Annotated in this window: 14 protein-coding genes; 9 read left to right on the plus strand and 5 right to left on the minus strand. The window is 29.9% G+C overall.

What is annotated here, in order from left to right; all coding sequences use genetic code 11:
• The first annotated feature begins 1 nt into the window (after position 1).
• Both HYY52_06250 and HYY52_06255 read left to right on the plus strand, forming a co-directional pair.
• Positions 2–979 (plus strand): NAD-dependent epimerase/dehydratase family protein, encoded by a 978-nt coding sequence (locus HYY52_06250; GenBank protein MBI2996293.1) that lies wholly within the window; start codon positions 2–4, stop codon positions 977–979.
• Complete coding sequence (locus HYY52_06255; GenBank protein ID MBI2996294.1) at positions 969–2,249, plus strand: nucleotide sugar dehydrogenase; 1,281 nt, start codon at positions 969–971, stop codon at positions 2,247–2,249. The genes HYY52_06250 and HYY52_06255 overlap by 11 nt, the downstream gene beginning before the upstream one ends.
• A 1-nt stretch (position 2,250) precedes the next feature.
• Here HYY52_06255 and HYY52_06260 read toward each other — a convergent pair whose 3' ends face one another.
• Complete coding sequence (locus tag HYY52_06260) at positions 2,251–2,841, minus strand: N-acetyltransferase (GenBank protein MBI2996295.1); 591 nt, start codon at positions 2,839–2,841, stop codon at positions 2,251–2,253.
• Positions 2,842–2,866: 25 nt separating this feature from the next.
• Between HYY52_06260 and HYY52_06265 the strand changes: the two genes are divergently transcribed.
• Positions 2,867–3,916 (plus strand): glycosyltransferase, encoded by a 1,050-nt coding sequence (locus HYY52_06265; protein ID MBI2996296.1) that lies wholly within the window; start codon positions 2,867–2,869, stop codon positions 3,914–3,916.
• 6 nt (positions 3,917–3,922) lie between these two features.
• The gene (locus HYY52_06270; protein ID MBI2996297.1) at positions 3,923–5,038 is read left to right on the plus strand and encodes a radical SAM protein; all 1,116 of its coding nucleotides are present in this window, start codon (positions 3,923–3,925) and stop codon (positions 5,036–5,038) included.
• Here HYY52_06270 and HYY52_06275 read toward each other — a convergent pair.
• Positions 5,035–6,729, minus strand: a complete 1,695-nt coding sequence (locus HYY52_06275) for a hypothetical protein (GenBank protein ID MBI2996298.1) — start codon at positions 6,727–6,729, stop codon at positions 5,035–5,037. The two genes, HYY52_06270 and HYY52_06275, sit on opposite strands and share 4 nt — an antisense overlap.
• A gap of 19 nt (positions 6,730–6,748) precedes the next feature.
• Positions 6,749–7,540, minus strand: a complete 792-nt coding sequence (locus HYY52_06280; protein ID MBI2996299.1) for a class I SAM-dependent methyltransferase — start codon at positions 7,538–7,540, stop codon at positions 6,749–6,751.
• Positions 7,541–7,593: 53 nt separating this feature from the next.
• On the opposite strand from HYY52_06280, the gene HYY52_06285 reads away from it, so the two are divergent.
• Positions 7,594–9,672, plus strand: a complete 2,079-nt coding sequence (locus tag HYY52_06285; GenBank protein MBI2996300.1) for a tetratricopeptide repeat protein — start codon at positions 7,594–7,596, stop codon at positions 9,670–9,672.
• A gap of 46 nt (positions 9,673–9,718) precedes the next feature.
• Positions 9,719–11,131: an alpha/beta hydrolase fold domain-containing protein gene (locus tag HYY52_06290; GenBank protein MBI2996301.1), complete on the plus strand. Its 1,413-nt coding sequence runs from the start codon at positions 9,719–9,721 to the stop codon at positions 11,129–11,131.
• Here HYY52_06290 and HYY52_06295 read toward each other — a convergent pair.
• Positions 11,117–13,069: a hypothetical protein gene (locus HYY52_06295; protein MBI2996302.1), complete on the minus strand. Its 1,953-nt coding sequence runs from the start codon at positions 13,067–13,069 to the stop codon at positions 11,117–11,119. The genes HYY52_06290 and HYY52_06295 overlap by 15 nt on opposite strands.
• Positions 13,070–15,118: a tetratricopeptide repeat protein gene (locus HYY52_06300; GenBank protein ID MBI2996303.1), complete on the minus strand. Its 2,049-nt coding sequence runs from the start codon at positions 15,116–15,118 to the stop codon at positions 13,070–13,072. It abuts the gene before it with no gap.
• A 111-nt stretch (positions 15,119–15,229) separates the two neighbouring features.
• On the opposite strand from HYY52_06300, the gene HYY52_06305 reads away from it, so the two are divergent.
• The 3 genes from HYY52_06305 to HYY52_06315 all read left to right on the plus strand — a co-directional run bounded on the left by HYY52_06305 (position 15,230) and on the right by HYY52_06315 (position 17,859).
• A complete protein-coding gene (locus HYY52_06305) occupies positions 15,230–15,865 on the plus strand; it encodes a hypothetical protein (protein MBI2996304.1) in 636 nt (211 codons plus the stop codon).
• A 1-nt stretch (position 15,866) separates the two neighbouring features.
• Complete coding sequence (locus HYY52_06310; GenBank protein MBI2996305.1) at positions 15,867–16,658, plus strand: nucleotidyl transferase AbiEii/AbiGii toxin family protein; 792 nt, start codon at positions 15,867–15,869, stop codon at positions 16,656–16,658.
• A gap of 259 nt (positions 16,659–16,917) precedes the next feature.
• Positions 16,918–17,859 (plus strand): class I SAM-dependent methyltransferase, encoded by a 942-nt coding sequence (locus HYY52_06315; protein MBI2996306.1) that lies wholly within the window; start codon positions 16,918–16,920, stop codon positions 17,857–17,859.
• Positions 17,860–17,894: the final 35 nt, after the last annotated feature.

Genomic DNA, 17,894 nt, shown 5'->3' on the forward strand with positions numbered 1-17,894 from the left:
TTTGAAAAAGCAAATTAAAAATATTTTTATAACAGGTGGTGCAGGTTTTATTGGTTCTCATTTGGTGGAAGAATTAATTAAAAATAATTTTAAAGTCACAGTGTTTGATAATCTCCATAGAAACTCCATCAAATACACTGATATTTTAAAAAGCAATCTAGTAACTTTTATAAAAGGTAATATTCTTAATAAGGAGCTGGTTGAAAAGAGGATGAAAGGACATGATCTGATTATCCATGCTGCTGCAATTGCAGGTGTAAGTAATTATCACAAGTTTCCTTACTTAACATTTAAAACAAATTTAATTGGAACCTACAATATTTTAGAAGCAATGGTAAAAAACAAAACTAATAAACTTATAGACTTCTCTACAAGTGAGGTTTTTGGCCCTAATGCTAAAGATGTAAGCGAAGATTCGTATTTTAATATTGGACCACCAAAACACAGGCGATGGAGTTATGCAGGAAGTAAAATTGGTGGGGAATTTCTTATTTCCACATATGCAGAAGAATACAAGTGGTCAGGAACCATAATCAGACCTTTTAACATTTATGGCCCAAAACAAACAGGTGAAGGAGCCATAAGTAGTTTTTGTAAGAATATAGTATCTAACAAAAAATTAATACTTGAAGGGGACGGGAAAGCAATAAGAAGCTGGTGTTACATAGATGATTTTATTAGTGCAATAATGTTAGTAATAAAAAACATGCCTAGCACAGTAGAAACTTTTAATATTGGCAATCCTAAAGAAACCCTTTCAAACATTGAACTTGCTAGACTAGTCCTACAAGTATCCTTTAATGGAAAAAAGTTAAATGAAAAAGAAAATATAAAATTTGAGCTGATGAAATATCCAGAAATAAAGGAAAGATCACCTAATATACACAAGTTTCAAAAATTGTATAATTGGAGTCCTAAAGTCTCTTTGAGAGAGGGTTTACAAAAAACATTAATGTGGTTTAAACAAAATGCAATTTAAAAAAATTAGTGTAATTGGATTTGGGAAAATAGGGCAAGCAGTAGCTGCAAACATACTAAGAAATAATTTACCTGTTGTTGTAATAGATACTAACACTAAACTTATTAATTCACTTTTAGAATTTAATTTTGAGTCGAATGAACCTGATGTAAAAGAAATAATCACTAATGCTTTAAAAAGCAAAAAACTAATGGCTTCTTCAGATTTTAAAGAGATTCAAAACTCATCTCTAATGATTATTTGTATACCATTACTAATTGATATTGAAAAAAACATCAATGAAACCCCTTTCCTAAATTGCATAAAAGAAATTGCTCCATTTTTAACCAACAAAACAATAATCTCAGTTGAAACTACTATACCAGTTGGATTTTCAAGGAATAAAATTTTACCCTTACTAGAAAAAGCTCATAAAAAACATGGGGTTGATTTTTATCTTATATACAGTCCGGAAAGAGTTAAAAGTGGAACTATGCTAAAACAGCTTCTACAAAATCCAAAAATTATAGGTGGAATTAATAACGAAGCTGCAAAAAATGGTATTGAGGCATATAGTTATTTTTTCCCACAAGACTTACTAATACAAACAAGCTCTATTGAAACTAGTGAGATGATAAAGCTTGCCGGAATGGTTTATAGAGATATAAATATTGCTTTATCAAATCAACTTGCACAATTTGCAAAAATAGCAGGCATAGATACTAAAGAAGTAATAGAACTTGCAAATACTGACGGCGAGGCTAATTTACTCTATCCTGGAATCGGTGTAGGCGGGCATTGTACACCTGTCTACCCTTATTTCCTTATTAATTCATTTGATAAAGTTGGGCTTGACTTTTCTCTTGCAAAAGAAAGCAGAAGAATAAATGACATAATGGCTAGTTATACCGTTGATTTAGTCGATGCTGAAATTAATGATAAAAAAGCACTTATACTTGGTCTAGGTTTTAGACCTGATGTAAAAGAAGATACTCTAAGCAGTACTTATTTGCTTGATAAAAAACTTAAAGAAAAAAATTATAAAGTTTTTTTACATGATCCACTTTTTTCACAAGAAGAATTAAAAACCAGAAAGTTTAATCCGGTTGAAGACATTTATTTAGCTAAGACCCCTCTTGTATTTCTTGTAACCAACCATTCATGTTATAAAAATATAAATTGGTACAAGTTAAAAGAAAGTGGCTGTAAAGTTTTCATTGATGGAAGAAATTCCTTTGATAAAAAGACTGTAGAATCAGCAGGAATTAAATATTTTGGGATAGGAAGATAAATTAGGATTTTAGTTTAACTCCTTTTTCTAACTTCAAATATTTTCTATGACATTTTTTACAAACAAAATATTTAGGTTCTTCTTTTAAACTATAAGAACAAACACAAATATAAGAAACAACTGTAGCTGGAGAACCAACTACTAGCGCAAAATCAGGAACATTTTCTGTTACCACTGCACCAGCTCCAATCATAGAATATCTTCCAATAGTTAATCCTGGTAAAATCGTACAGTTTGCTCCAAGAGTTGCTCCTTTTTTTATTTTAGTTTTAATTGCTTTAAAATTTGGCTTAATTTTTTTTACCCTCGGTCTTAAATCATTAGTAAAAGCTACACTAGGACCAATAAACACATCATCTTCAATACTTACTCCATCCCATATAGATACACCGTTTTTAACGATTACATTATTCCCAATTTTTGAACCAGATTCCAAGAAAGCTCCGTGTCCAATATTGCAGTTAGATCCTACCTTTGCACCCTTCATAATATGTACATATGCCCATATCCTTGAGCCTTTTCCTACATAATTTGACTCAACCTGTGCTGTCTTATGAGCAAAATAGTTTTTTTTGCTTTTATCCTCTTTCATACTTTCTATTATAATTGAAATACTTATGGCAATAGCAAGCAATTTACTTATAGATAAGGGATTTACTGAACTCAACAAAGGCTTAGTACTTAATCCTACCAGCGAAATATCAATAGTAATACCATCCTTTAATAGCTTAAAAACAATTACAAAGCTAATTAAATCAATTGAGGAGTCTATTAAAAAGCCATATGAAGTAATTATTGTAGATGATTGTTCTGTTGATGGCTCTATAAATATTGTTTTAAATAATTATCCATGGATTAAAACTATTAAATTAAATAAAAATTCTGGTCCGTCAAAAGCCAGAAATATAGGTGTAGAAGTAGCTAACAAAGAGATAATATTATTTCTAGACTCTGATGTAATCCTTACACCAGTTGCAATTGAGGCTGTAGAAAAAAGACATAAAAATTATCCAGACATTGCAGGCTTACAAGGGCATTATCATTGGGAAGCAGCTAACCCAGGATCATTCCCTAGCTATAAAGCACTTATAAATCATTTCTGGTATAGAGGCTCTAATGAAAGCACTGAGGTAAATTTTCTTGTTACTTATGCATGTACAATTAAAAAGCAAATCTTACTTGAAGCAGGTGGATTCAGTGAATTATATAAAGGTGCTGATGTAGAAGATTATGAACTTGGTTATAGAATAGCAAAAAAATATAAACTTCTTCATGAACCAATGCTTGAAGTTTATCACCACTTTCCTGGTTTTATAAAAAATACTAGAAATTACATTGATAGAGGAATGAAATGGTTTCCATTATTTGTAAAAAATAAAAAGTTTGACACTAGTGGAGCTACTTCTAGCAATGAAGCCATATCAAGACTTTTAGGAATCCTAAGTTTTGCAAGTTTAATACCAGCTTTAATTAACAAGAATCTATTATCAATATTTTTAATTACTACTATTTTATATCTGCTTGTAAATTTAAAGTTTTTTATTTTTTGTTTTCAAAAAAAAGGGATTAAATATTTTCTACTAGGCATCTTTTTTCACTATGTTAGTTCAATAGTTATTTGTTTAACTATGTTTTTCTCAGTAATTAAATATATTCTTAAAAGATAAAAATTAATGAGCACTCTTAATAAAATTCCAAAGTTTACTACAAAGCTAGCTAATGCTTTATTAAATCCATATACACCAAACTATATTATTTTTTATGTTACAGCTGTATGCAATGCCAGATGCAGAATGTGTTTTTACTGGGAGCCAATAGAAACACATGATAAATCAAAAGAATTGTCATTTGATCAAATAGAAAAACTATCTAGGAGTTTTAAAAACTTAATCCAGGTAACTTTAACAGGTGGTGAACCATTTTTAAGAGACGAACTACCAGAGATTGTTCGTGCTTATTATAAGAATTCAGGCGCAATGTTTTTTGCAATTCCAACAAATGGATATCTACCTGATAAGCAAATCCCTATGGTAAAAGAGGTTTTAAAAAATGCTCCGGAAGCCAGAGTTGAGATTGCTATTTCCATAGATGGGACCGAAGAAATGCATGATCACATTAGAAAAGTACCAGGAGGATATAAAAAATTAAAGCAAACTTATAGTGAACTAATAAAGTTAAAAAAAGAATTCCCAAATCTAATCGTTACTTCATGTTCTACACTTTCTTCCTTAAATGTTAATAACATGAAAGACAACATTAAAGATTTAATGACTAATTGGAATTTTGATAAATCAACTATCCTTTTATGCAGAGGAAATCCTAAAGAACCTGATGCTAGAGAAGTACCCATAGATACTTACATAGAAATGACTGAATATATAAAAAGCTTTCCTCAAAGGATAAAAAACTATGAGTTTGCAAATGTGTTTAAGAGCATGAGCAAAGTAATGATGACAACTCTTGCAAAAACTATAAAAGAAGATAAAGAGATTTATCCTTGTCTTGCTGGCAAAAAATTATTAATTGTTTATCAAAATGGGGACGTGTATCCTTGCGAGATAATAGACATAATACATGCAGGAGCTATAGGAGATAATTTCTGCTTAGGAAATATCAAAGATTATGATCTGGATATAAGCAAGCTTTTAAACAATGAAAAAACACAAAAGGTATTAAATTTTATAAAAGGAGTAAACTGTCACTGCTCATTTGAATGTGCGCTCTTTGCAAGTATGATTTTTAATCCAAAGACCTATCCAAAGATCATAAAAGAATCACTTATATATTAGTTCCTCTCAAACACATCATATACATCAGGCTCTTTTAAGCCATAACAGATATAACTAACAGAATCTTTCAAATGATAATTCTTACTTATAAAATCATTTAACACTACAAAGAATGGCTTTAATAATCTTACTTGCCACAGTCCTAGATGTGCAACTCTTGGAATAATAAGTATCTTAGGTGGTGTTTCATATAGTTGTTTAGTAAGTATAGGGATTGTAGTATTTAAAAATTTTTCATAATGAAGCCAGTCAGAAGTTATAGCAGACGTACAAGGCCTTTTTACATAAATATAAATAGGAGGGCCAAATGATTGATGTCCCTGTGCAAAAGCAAAAATATAAAATGAGTCATTTTTATTTGGAAGATAGTTATTTATTCTATCTGCCATCTGCAATACTGGAGACCTTTTATTTTTATTTGGGTCATAAGATAAGACAGGATCCTGAAATGATTGCGGCTGGTTAAAAAAACTTAGACTCAAGTGTTCTTTTGCCATACCAGTGTAAGCAGGATAAAGTTGAGAAAATCTGCAAATAAAAAATAATATTAAAAATACAGCTAATAAATATCTACTGAGAGGCAGATTTAAAAAACCAAATTTTATAGTCAAATACTGAAACCCAGTCACCAAAAGGATTGCAATAGAAGGCCAAACTAAAACATAATAATAAGAAGCATAATTGCCACTTACAATAACAGAGCAAATATTTCCTATACCCCAAGCACTTATAAGTACCAAAAATACCTTGGCATGTCTATTAAATATTTTTTCACCAATAAAAAATTGGCTCAATAAACCCCATATTAAAAACAAAAAAGAAATAAAAAATAAAATGAAATTACTTATTGAATCCGTATGCCTAAACATAAATTTTAGTATTCTTATCAGTAAACTACATCCTCGCCTCCCTTCAATTGAGTAATTCCCAAACAAGAAATAGCTATCGAAAAAAGAATTAAAGTTACCATTGTAGTTATAAATTCCAATAGAAAAAACTAAAAAGAAGACAATGATTCCAAATATATAAGAACAAACAGTTAATCGATTGACTCTAAATACATCTTTTGCAAATAAAAACAAGTAACCAACCCACAAAAATGTAGCCAATACAATCACTAAACCACTTGCTTTAAACATAGCTGATGAAAAAGACACAAATGATGCAATAACGGAAAGTAAAACATTGAATTTTCTCCTTTCTGGTTTTTCAAAAGCAGCCAGAAGACAAAAAATCGAGGATAAAGAAAACAAATTACAAAGATATTCAGCTTCAAACGACAATGAAGATTCTAGTTCTAGTTGTGATCCCCAAAGACCATTTGAGCTTAATTGCAAAAGGACCCAAAGAAATACTCCAATTGCTGAAACAAGAGGATTTAACGACAGTTTCTTTAAGATAAAATAAATTAAATTACTAGTTAGAAAAATTACAACTGTATGAAAAAAATGCAGTGCAACTAAAGCATTCGTATTAAATCCAAACAGTTTTACAAGAACTGCATAAATTAAAATAAAAAATGGACCCCGAACAGACAAAATGTCAGTATATAAATGCCTGCCTTCTAAAAGCTTTTGGCCATATACAAAATAAAATCCCTCATTGCCGCTACTACAAACTACTGACAAATCAAAAGGTAATTTCACTAAAACATAAAATAACAATGCAACAACTAATACAAATCGTCCCATGTAAATAATTAAATCCTAATTAACCCTTCTTATGAATCGATAATATAGATAACCCAAAAGGATAGTTAATTATATCTGACAAAGCTACCTCTAAATACATTAGGCCTGAAAGAATAAAATTTAAAATTGGTAATTCATTATTTAAGTCTGATTTAGGCTGTTTGCATAAAAACTTAGATAACAGCCTTAAAATAAAAATTAAGGGGAAAAGCAGTGTATTGTAAAAACTAATCTTTGTAACTCTTAAGCCTGATTTCTTTGAAGCGTTCAATATATAAGCCTTATCATATCTTCTAAAAGACCCGGCAGCTATGTCATGAGGACTAAATAAAAAATTATAAGCAGGCAACAAAGAAAAAAAGTATCCGCCTGGTTTTAAAACTCTTCTAACTTCTCTCCATGCTTTCAAATCAGAGCCTGGAATATTACAAAAAACTTGAACAGAAAAAACAAAATCAAAAGAATTATCACTATATGGAAGATCTTCTGCCGACCCGACTTGTAAGTTTTTTAAGTTTCTCTTTTTAGAATATTGAATTGCGAGTTCCGAAATATCAATACCATGAACTTTGCCATAATGCTCTAACAGTTTTAAAGTCGCACCTGATCCACACCCTACATCTAAAATACAGATAGTATCACCAACTTTGTTATTCCCATAGTCTCTTAAAATTTTTTCAAAATTATTTTTTAAAATAGTTCTTACCCCTCTATAAAACCAGTGTGTATCTTCAAGAAAAAATCTATTAGATATTATTTGCTCAGGCTTATAAGCTGCTACTAAATGTTCTGATTTAACCAGTGGCCTCATCAAGTAAATTAAAACACAAACGCTATAATATTAAGAAACAATCTATATTAACAATGCTAAATAACAAAATTACATCAAAAATAACTGCTTTTAATCTCTACTTATGGGTTCCTGCATTTATAGCAATTTGCTTATATTACCCAATTTTATTTAACGCTCTTGCCGTAACTGCCAATATTGATCCTTCGCAGCCATATTCAAGAAATTTTATCCTGCTCTTAAAAAGTCTTTTTTATAAGTTTCCAGAGCAAATATTTGCCCCTTTTTATTATTTTCAATCATGCCTCATAAATAATATTTTTGGCATTCAAAATGCTAATTTAGTCTTTCATTTATACAGCATAATATTGTTATGTATCTCAGGCATAGTAATAACTTTAATACTACAAGAGATCACTAAAAACAATTTACTATCCGTTGGAATAAGTTTAATCTGGATATGTCATCCACTAAACATAAAAACAATAGCATTCATAGAAAATGCTCCCGGAGTATTAGCAAGCACTACTTTTGGATTATTATTTATTTACTATTCACTTAGATTTTACAGACGAAATCAAAAGAGGGATTTAGTAATTGGTTCTTTATTTTTTTTTCTATCTTTGGGATCACATGAGCAGTTATTTCTGTTACCAATTATCCTTTTCTTTGTCATTATTTTATTTCCAAAAGAACAACCCATAAGTAAAAATAAATTATATTTTCTTTTTTCAATTACATCACTAGTTGTAATTCTTTACTATTTATGGAAATATCTATCATGTGGAAATAGTATTTGGGAAAATTCAGAAACTTTTATCCGATGGTCAAATATTGGTCATCTAAAAGACATATTATTTAGACTTCTATGGCTTCTTCCACAACTTTTAGTACACTATATAAAACTTTTTTTCTTTCCAAACTTTAATACTGAAAGTCAAATAGCTTTTTACAAAGTTGGAGACAATGTATTTAGCTTATATCCAATACTTTGTCAAATTATTTGTTTGGTTTTAATTATTGGAAGTTGCCTTTTAATAAAGAAACTTCCCTTATTTACTTTAGGAATATTTTGGTTCTTTATTACATTCTTTCCTGTGCTGCAGGTAATACCACTTGCTCATATTGTAGATAGCACCTATATCTATATGCCAGGCTTAGGACTAGTAATTGCATCATTTAGCTTATTTATTTTTTTAAATAAAAAATTGTTGATGATTCTTAGTATCACATTGTGTCTAATATTATTTGGGAGAACAAGTTCCTATATTAATATCTTTAAATCTCCAGTTTCATATCTAACAGCAGAAGTAAAGTATGCGCCAAAAATCTGTAAGCCTTTCTTTCTTATAAAGCTTATTTTAACTGCAGATAATCTAAGACAAAATGATATGTTACCAGCTTGGGTTAACTATACTGCAATTAAAAGTTCTGTTGAAAACTGGCTAAAAGAAAATATTGACAAAAAAGTAACACTAGCTGCAAGATTTGGACCAATACAAGATCTGGTTTACTACGATACTTTAAATGTTATTAGTAGCTATTTACTTGAAAATAAGAGATACTCAGAACTTAATAAAATTAGAGCTAAGGCTAGTTTAATCAAAAACAACTATATAGGATTTTTTCTGGACTCTGTTGTTCTAGTAAACAATAATTACATTACAGAAGCCTGGCTACAGCTAAAAGAAGCAATCAAATTAAACCCAGGGTTTAGATCTTTATACGAAGCAATTTTTGTAAAGACTGCATATGGTACACAAAATTTTCATGAAGCTGAAATACTTTTACAAAATTACTTAAAATTAAAGTCTGAATACGCACATCCATATTTATGCACAGGATTATTTTATAGTTATAATACACTTGCTAAAGATGCAGCAGATTCTTTTTTAAAACAAGCAATCCATATCAATAAAAAGTCATGCATAGATGATATCTCTTTATTTCTACAAGCAATAGATTTTTTTAAAGAAAAAAATGATGTTGCTGCTATAAAAGATACTTGTAAAATAATCGCTAAAATAGATCCTTATAATCCTCTGTCATATTTTGAATTAGCTAAGATCTATTACGATAATGGGAATTATAAGCTTGCATTAACTCTTATGAAAGAGGCTATAAAAGTAGCTCCAGGACTTTTAGATGATTAAAAAAGTAATAAGTAACAAGGCTTACATGATACTCAGCATTATCATAATGTTTTTTTTTAACGCTGCAAAATCAGGAGCAGTTCCTAATGAAAACAATATCTTATTATACGCAAGCTTTAAAAATTATAATCAAAATAAAGAAGTTGATCTTGTTCTTTTCTTGCCTGGATACGGGAATAGCAGCAAATCACTTTTATCCAAATTTTCACAAGGAGGTCTTGAACTTTCTCATGAGTCACAGACAGCTAAATATTATCTAGAAAATAAATACAGAGATGATGTGATATTTGTTTCATTTGATTCAGGTACAAAAGAAAATTATAAAAGTCCTGAACACATATCTAAAATAATTGACAATATAAACAAGTTAAACAAGCTTTATCAAATTAAAAACATAATTTTACTTGCCAAGTCTAGTGGTGCATCGCTTACTTTAAATATTGTAGCTAAAGCTAGTAATGAAATCAAAAGTAAAATAAAAGATATAGTGTTTATTTCACCACTAATTAATTCTACAGAAACAAATTTGATTCCACCAAAAACAAAAATCAAAATAATAACCCAGGTTAAAAAAAATAAACAAATAGGGGAATTTTATATAGAAGCAAAGAAGAAACACAAAAACATTCAGTTGTTAAAAGCAAGTGATAATATTGAAGCTACTAATTTATATAAAAAAGAGATAAGTAAAATACTCAAACCAACTAAGGTAAAAACTACCAGCTCAAATAGAATATTAATTTATACAGATTTAGAAAATTTAAGTATAGAAAACAAGAGCGATCTTGTTTTATTTTTCCCCGGCTGGGGACTAAGCAGTGTTTACTTGCTAACAAAATATCTAGGCGGCGGTCTTGAACTTCTACCTGAAGATGGACACTTTTCAAACACCTACAGAAAAAACATAATATTTGCTTCTATAGATACAAACCCAAAAACCCATTTTGGTTCACCAAAAGTTACACAAAGTGTTTTAGAAAATATAATGCAACTTTTAAAGATTCATAATATTAAAAACATCTATTTGGTGGGGGGTTCGGCTGGCTCATCACTAGCATTAAATATTGCAAGCTTGGCACAGGAAGAAATTAAAAATAAAATTACAGGTGTTTTAGTTTACTTGCCAATTACTGATTATGTGTACACCTTAAAGAATACTAAGAATACTAAGCTCAGAGATGGACTTTACAAGCATTTTATATATGAGGATCCTGATGGTTCACTTCCAAAAAAATCTTCCCCGATAACCTATATTAAATCCTTACCTGACAAAGCTAAAATTGTTTTAATTGCAAACTCAGAAGATATAACTGCTCCACCAGAACAAGTTGAAGAATATTATAAATGGGGAAGAGTATTTGGGAAAAATATAATTTTATATAAGGTTCCCGGAAACCATGAAACTAGAACTTTTGCCCATATTTTAAAAAAAGAATTGGAAGGGCTAAGGATCAAATGAAATAACAATACTAAAAGCCTTTGCAGCTAAGTCATACCTTTTCTTGGTTACCAAAAATCTACCAGCTTCAATATACATATTTTTATAGTTAATGCTTATTACTTTCTCAGGCAAAAGTGCTTGTTCATAATAATTTAAAGCTTCCAGATCCTTACTAAATGTTTTATAAAACACTCCTGCACAAAGATAAGGATAAGAACAATTGGATTTTAGTAGTATGAAATTTTTTATTAGTTTTTCAGCCTCGTTAAATCGTCCAGCATTAAATGCGATTTCTGAAAAGTTAGAATCATAAAGTATGTAATGAACAGAATTTAGATCTATTGCCCTATTAATTGAATACCAAGCTGGGCTCCACTCTTTAACATATCTTAAAAAATCTGCATGTTGTTGCCATCCAAGCCAATTATCCTTTACTTTTAGCTCGTGTTTTATTAACTTATTTAATTCATCTTTTTTGCCTCTATGATGAAGATTTAAAGATAAAAGCTTATAAAGAATATAATTAGGAGCATATTGAATAGGACCAAATTTATGACTCAAATCAATCGGTTTATCTAAATACTTTTTGAGCCAAGCATCAACCTCATAATTAAAGTTTTCATAATTAATATCACTTGGCAATTCTTTTAATTTGTTTTGCATTTCAGCATATGCAAGTGCATCAAACAAATGTAAGACTTTAGTCTCCTGAGGTGAGTGTTTATACAAAGAGATAAAATAAGAAAAAGTATCTTTGTTACTTTGCAAATAAATTATTGTTCTAAAGCTTAGCAAAGAAAAAATTAATAAAAGAATCACAAGTAAAATCTTTTGATTAAGCTTAGCAATAACTGCAAACAAAGAAATAAAAATACCAAGAATAGAAAAATAACAATAATATTGATCAACTATTACAAAAAGAGGAATTATTTGGGCAATAAGAATCATTGAAAAAAGAAACCAAAAAACACCAATCGAAAATAGTGGGATTTTCTTAAACCAAAATATACAAACTAAAATTAATCCAAATACTAAAACCTGGCAAAACAAACTATAGAAACTAAACAAAGAATTTCCAATCTTAAACCACTCAGCCTGCACATCAGAAAGAAAATCAGGATAAAAAAACAGCTTCAAATAGTAAACCAATAATTGTGGGGCAAGCCAAAAAGCCCTAAATAAAGCATCTCTTAGAGTACCGAATTCACTCCATTTTGTAAGCTCACAAGAAGTTTCAAAGACATTTCCAGCACAAGCATAATACCTCCATAAAAAATAAATAAAATAAATTTCACAAAGAGGCAGAATAATCCAAAATACATTTTCCTTTTTTATAAGAAATTTAAAACCATATAAAAATATACAAATGAGAAACAAAACAAATGGAAAAAAGAAAAACTGTTCACAAGATGTTATAGAAGCCAGGAAAAATAATAAACCAGAAATAAGAAACAGTATTTTTTGTATACAAAGCCGGCTATCAAGAGCTTTTAAGAAACAATAAATAAAAATTAAGCAAAAAGTACCAGCAGCCACATGTCCCGGACCTACTCCAATCCTTGATATAGCTTCTACATTTAATGGATGAACAGTCCACAAAGATACAAGAGTAGCTGATAAAAGCTTATTCGAGAATAATTTAAAGCATACCGCAGTTGCAAATATACAAGAAATTAGATGAAGAAAAAGATTATATAAATGAAATCCAAATGGATAAGCATTTACACCAAATATTTTATTAATAATAAATGCCTGAAAATAATACACAGGAGTAAAGTGAAGACCAGGTACATTTTGATAAAAGCTCTTTAACATTAAATGAAAATCTCTAGCAGGCGGAGAAATTACTGTATTATCGTCATTCCATGGTGTTCCAAAAAAGATGGTTTGAGAATATACAGCTAAGGTTATTACAACTGGAAGCCAATAAAAGAATTTTTGAGAAATCTTTTCCATTTAATTTTTAGTTTTATTTTGATAATTGTACTTCTTTTCAAGATTTCTAACAATTAATAACATTTTACGTGGCCTCTTATCAAAAGGATTAATGGAACTAATTATTTTAAAAGTTTCCCTTGCTAGATTAAACCTGTGACTTTTAATAAATAAGTCAGCTGCCACAAAATATAAACCAGTATCATTAATGCTAACAATTTTATCTTTTGATATTCCTTTTTTAAAACAAGACAGAGCTTCTTTTGTTTTCCCAAACTCTTTATAAAATAATCCTGCAAAAAGATACGGATGAGAAGATTTAGGTTTTATATTTATATAGTTTTTAACTATGTTCTCTGCTTCATTGAATTTGTTGGTTTTTTTTACAATCTCTATAAAATCTATACTATAAGGAACTTTAAGCTGAGGATTTAAGTTTATTGCTTTAACTAATGAATGCCAAGCTTTTTCATAGTAACCAATCTCTAAGAGAAATTTTGAAAGTTGATAGAAACCAAACCAATTATTTTTTACTTTTAAAGACTGATCAATTAAGATATTCACATCTTTAAAAGCATTATTATAACAAAGATACCGTAAAAGACTTCTGTAGAAAGCATAGTTATAGCTAACTTGCATAGGTCCATATTTTAAAGAGAGATCCGGTTGCATATTTAAATACATACTAAGCCATGTATGAAATCCTTCTTGTATAGCTCTACTAGTTAACCAGTCAGGAAGTTCATTAATTCTATTTTCTTCTTTTGCTTGTACTAAGGCTAAAGCTATTTGCTGTACCTTAAGCCAGGGAGGTGCTTCTTTTGCAAGATATATAAGATGAGTTAGCTTATCTTTCACCGTAGAAATATATAACTCTGTTCTCCATAAAAGTAATCCAAATATTATCCCAAATATTGCTACTAATATCCAAGCTTTTACCTTGTTCAAATATTTTTCTAACACGCTATAAACCATAAGCATTATCCCTATCACACTTACATAACAATAATGTTCATCTATCATTACATACAGAGGTACTACCTGGACCACTGGTATCATTGTGATAAAAAACCAAAAAACTCCAATTGAATATAAGGGAACCTTTTTGTATAAAAATACTCCGCTGACTAGTATCGTAGTTATGATCACCTGACAGAAAATACTGTATAGGTTCAATACAGATCCGCCTACCTTAAACCAGTCTGCTTGTGACTCAGCTAAAAAATCAGGAAAGAAAAATAATCTAAAATAATGAACAATTAACTGAGGAGCAAGCCAAAAAGCTCTAAAAAGAATATCTTTTAAAGATCCAACTTCTGTCCACTTTATTAATTCATCTGATGTTTCATATAATGTTCCTCCACATGCAAAATATCTCCAAACTAAATATATTGGATAAATTATTACTAAAGGGAGAATTAACTGGATTATATATTTTCTGTTCTGAAATATCTTTTTACCCTCAAGATAAAAACAAACCAACAATGCAACAAACGGGAAGAAAATATATTGCTCATGTGTAGTCATAGAGAATAAAAAAAATAAAATACTAAAAATAATTAAGCCAACCTTTGCTGTTATATGCTTGACCTCTTTAATCTTTAAGACACAAAACATAAAAGCCAGACAAAAAGTACCACTTGCAAGTTGTGCTGGTCCACAACCAAGTCTTGTTATTATTTCCACATTCAATGGATGTACTGTCCAGAGACTAATTGCAATTATTGAAACTATTTTGTTCCTGGTTATTTTATAAAAAATCACTGTGGCAAGAATACAAGAGATAGCATGTAAAATAATAGAATATAAATGAAAACCAAGTGGAAATGCATTCTTGCCAAAAATAAAATTAATTAAATAGCACTGGAAAAAATATAGCGGACAAAAATGTAATCCTGGAACACTGCTATTGTCATAAAAATTTTTTAACATTAGACTAAAATCTTTCGAGATAGGACTGATAGTAAGCTGATCATCTCCCCAGGCACTTTCATACCAAATACTTTGAAAATATACTAATATCCCTATTAACCCTGGCACCCACACATAGCTTTTTAAAAATTTTGTCACTAGTCTTCTTTCTTCAAAACAAAGCCTAAATAAACGGAGCAAAAGTTGAACCTTCTATAAAAAATATGATATCATATTTCTATATATTACACTTTTATGTAATTTACAGAAATGAACTTTAAAGAACTAAAAGAAAAATTTAAAGATTGTTTGATTATTGACAGCCAGTCAATTAATTTAATGCAGAACCCATCTTACTTCAGGAGACAAATCTCAGAATGGAAAAAAAAAGAATGGCTGATAGACCTCAGAAAAGGAATGTACATTATTAATGACTTGTACTTTAAAGAAAAGATCTCATCTCTCTACATAGCAAATAAAATGTATACTCCATCATATATAAGTTTAGAGTATGCACTTTATGAATATGAAATAATACCTGAGACTGTAAAGGTTATAACTTCTATTACATCCAGAAAAACAGCAAGATTTAAAAACAAATTTGGGCAGTTCAGCTATACCAAAATCAAAAATGAACTGTTCTCTGGATATAACCTTATTAGTCATCAAGGTCAAAATATTCTCTACGCTGTTAGAGAAAAAGCTATATTAGATTTTATTTATATTAATCTCAGTTCATTTAAAGAGACAGGGGAAGATTTTCATCATTACAGATTTCAAAATCTAGAAAGTATTTCTTGGAAAAAGTTAGAAGGATATATGAAGAAATTTGAAAGCAGTAAATTAAAAAGGGTAATAAAACTGCTTAAGAGACATTACAGCAAGGGGAAATATAGGAGTCTATAAAATGCTTGAGATAATAGAAAATAAAATCAAAAAAACCAAAAGCAGGGAAGAAAAGATAAATATCCTGAGAGAATTCCTTCAAATACTAACTTTAAAGATTCTAAGAGACAAAAACACATTTTTAAATATTGCTTTTATTGGAGGAACCTGCTTAAGGATACTTTATGATTTGAAACGTTATTCAGAAGATCTGGATTTTTCATTGATTTCAAATAAAGGATATAATTTTCTGACCCTCCTGGAAAATTTAAAGAAGGAATTTAACTTATACAACATACAAACAGATTTTAAATATACAACAGGAACAGTGAATAACTGTTTTATAAAATTTAAAGGTGTGCTTCAGGATTTTGACCTTCATCACCATAGGGATGAAAAGCTCTCAATCAAACTTGAAATTGATACCAATCCACCAAGCGGAGCAAATCTTGAGGAAAAAATAGTTAATAATCAGTTTATCTTTAATTTAATAGTCTATGATTTACCTTCACTGATGGCAGGAAAGCTGCACGCTGTGATGTGCAGAAAATACACAAAGGGAAGAGATTTTTATGATCTGCTCTGGTATCTGACAAAAAAGACAATTCCAAATATCAAACTTTTAAATAATTCAATCATTCAGACAGAAAAAGAAGACTGGGCAATTACAGAAGTCAATTGGAAGGAGATTCTTTCAGGAAAGCTTAAAAAGCTGAATTATAAAAAAATTCGAAATGATGCTTCTCCATTTCTACAAACAAAGGAAGAAGCAGACTTAATCACCTTCAGCAGCTTTGAAAGCTTAATTAAATAGCACTGAAGAAAATATACTAATATCCCGATTAATCCTGGCACTCACACATAGCTTTTTAAAAATTTTGTCACTATCTAATTTTACAAGACTGAACTAACAAATTGACTGGGAATCAATGGATTATATGAAAGTAAGCAATTTAGAGATCTTACTACCTCCATAGCTCTTGTAAAATTATATCTACTGCAATATACAAGAAAGAACTAGATTTAGTAAAAATATGAAAACGACAAACAAAATTCTAAATTTCAATCTCAATTTGGAGAACACAAAATGTGCTTTATGTGATTCTGATAATTCAGTTACCATTGCTGAAGGAGAAGACTATGAGTACAAGAGTGTCTTAGGCACATTTAAATTTCAGGAATGCAAAAGCTGCGGACATCTATATTTGAATCCAAGACCAACTTTATCTAGTGCATCAGTTCTATATCCTTCAACCTACTATACTGTTTCAAATAATACTAAAAACTCTTGGAAAAATCATTTGGTTTCAAATGTGGCCAGAATTGTAATGCTCAATAGGATAAAAAGGTTTGTAGGACTAGTACCTAAAAATGGCTGTATACTGGAAATTGGTTTTGGTGATGGGATAGTTCTTGGATTAATTAAACAATTAAGGCAAGATATAACTGTAATAGGTGTTGACTTAGCAATAAGCAAGTCTACTTATTCATACCTAAGTAATTTAGGAATCCAACTTCGTGAATGTGCTTTCGAAAGTGCAGACTTATCTAGTGTAAGTGTTGATTTAATAATCATGACGCAGCTTATAGAACATTTATGGGATTTAAAGAGTTGTATAAATAAAATTTCTTGTGTTCTTAAACCAAACGGCTACATAGTAATTGCTACACCAAATGCACAAGGATACGATAGAAAATTAAGCAAAAAAGGGGCATGGGGCGGTTACTATTGGCCAAGACACATGAACATTTTTACACCAGAATCACTAACAAAACTGTTTGAACAATATAATCTAAGGTTAGTAAATTTCTGCTCATTGGTTTTCCCAGTTGGGTGGATATACTCATTGAAGTATACTTTCGAGAGGCGGAATTGGAAGCAACTTGCATGCCTCACAAACCTTTCCAATCCCTTCTTGCTTGCTATCTTTACAATTATTGACTTATTCGCAATTTTGCTTAGAAAGCAAACATCTAACATGCAGCTCCTTTTCCAAAAATCTAGTATCAGCTAGTAAATTCTTTCAACCTATTGTAGATTAATAAAAAG

The sequence above is a fragment of the Candidatus Melainabacteria bacterium genome (assembly GCA_016193285.1).
GTDB lineage: Bacteria > Cyanobacteriota > Vampirovibrionia > 2-02-FULL-35-15 > 2-02-FULL-35-15 > JACPSL01.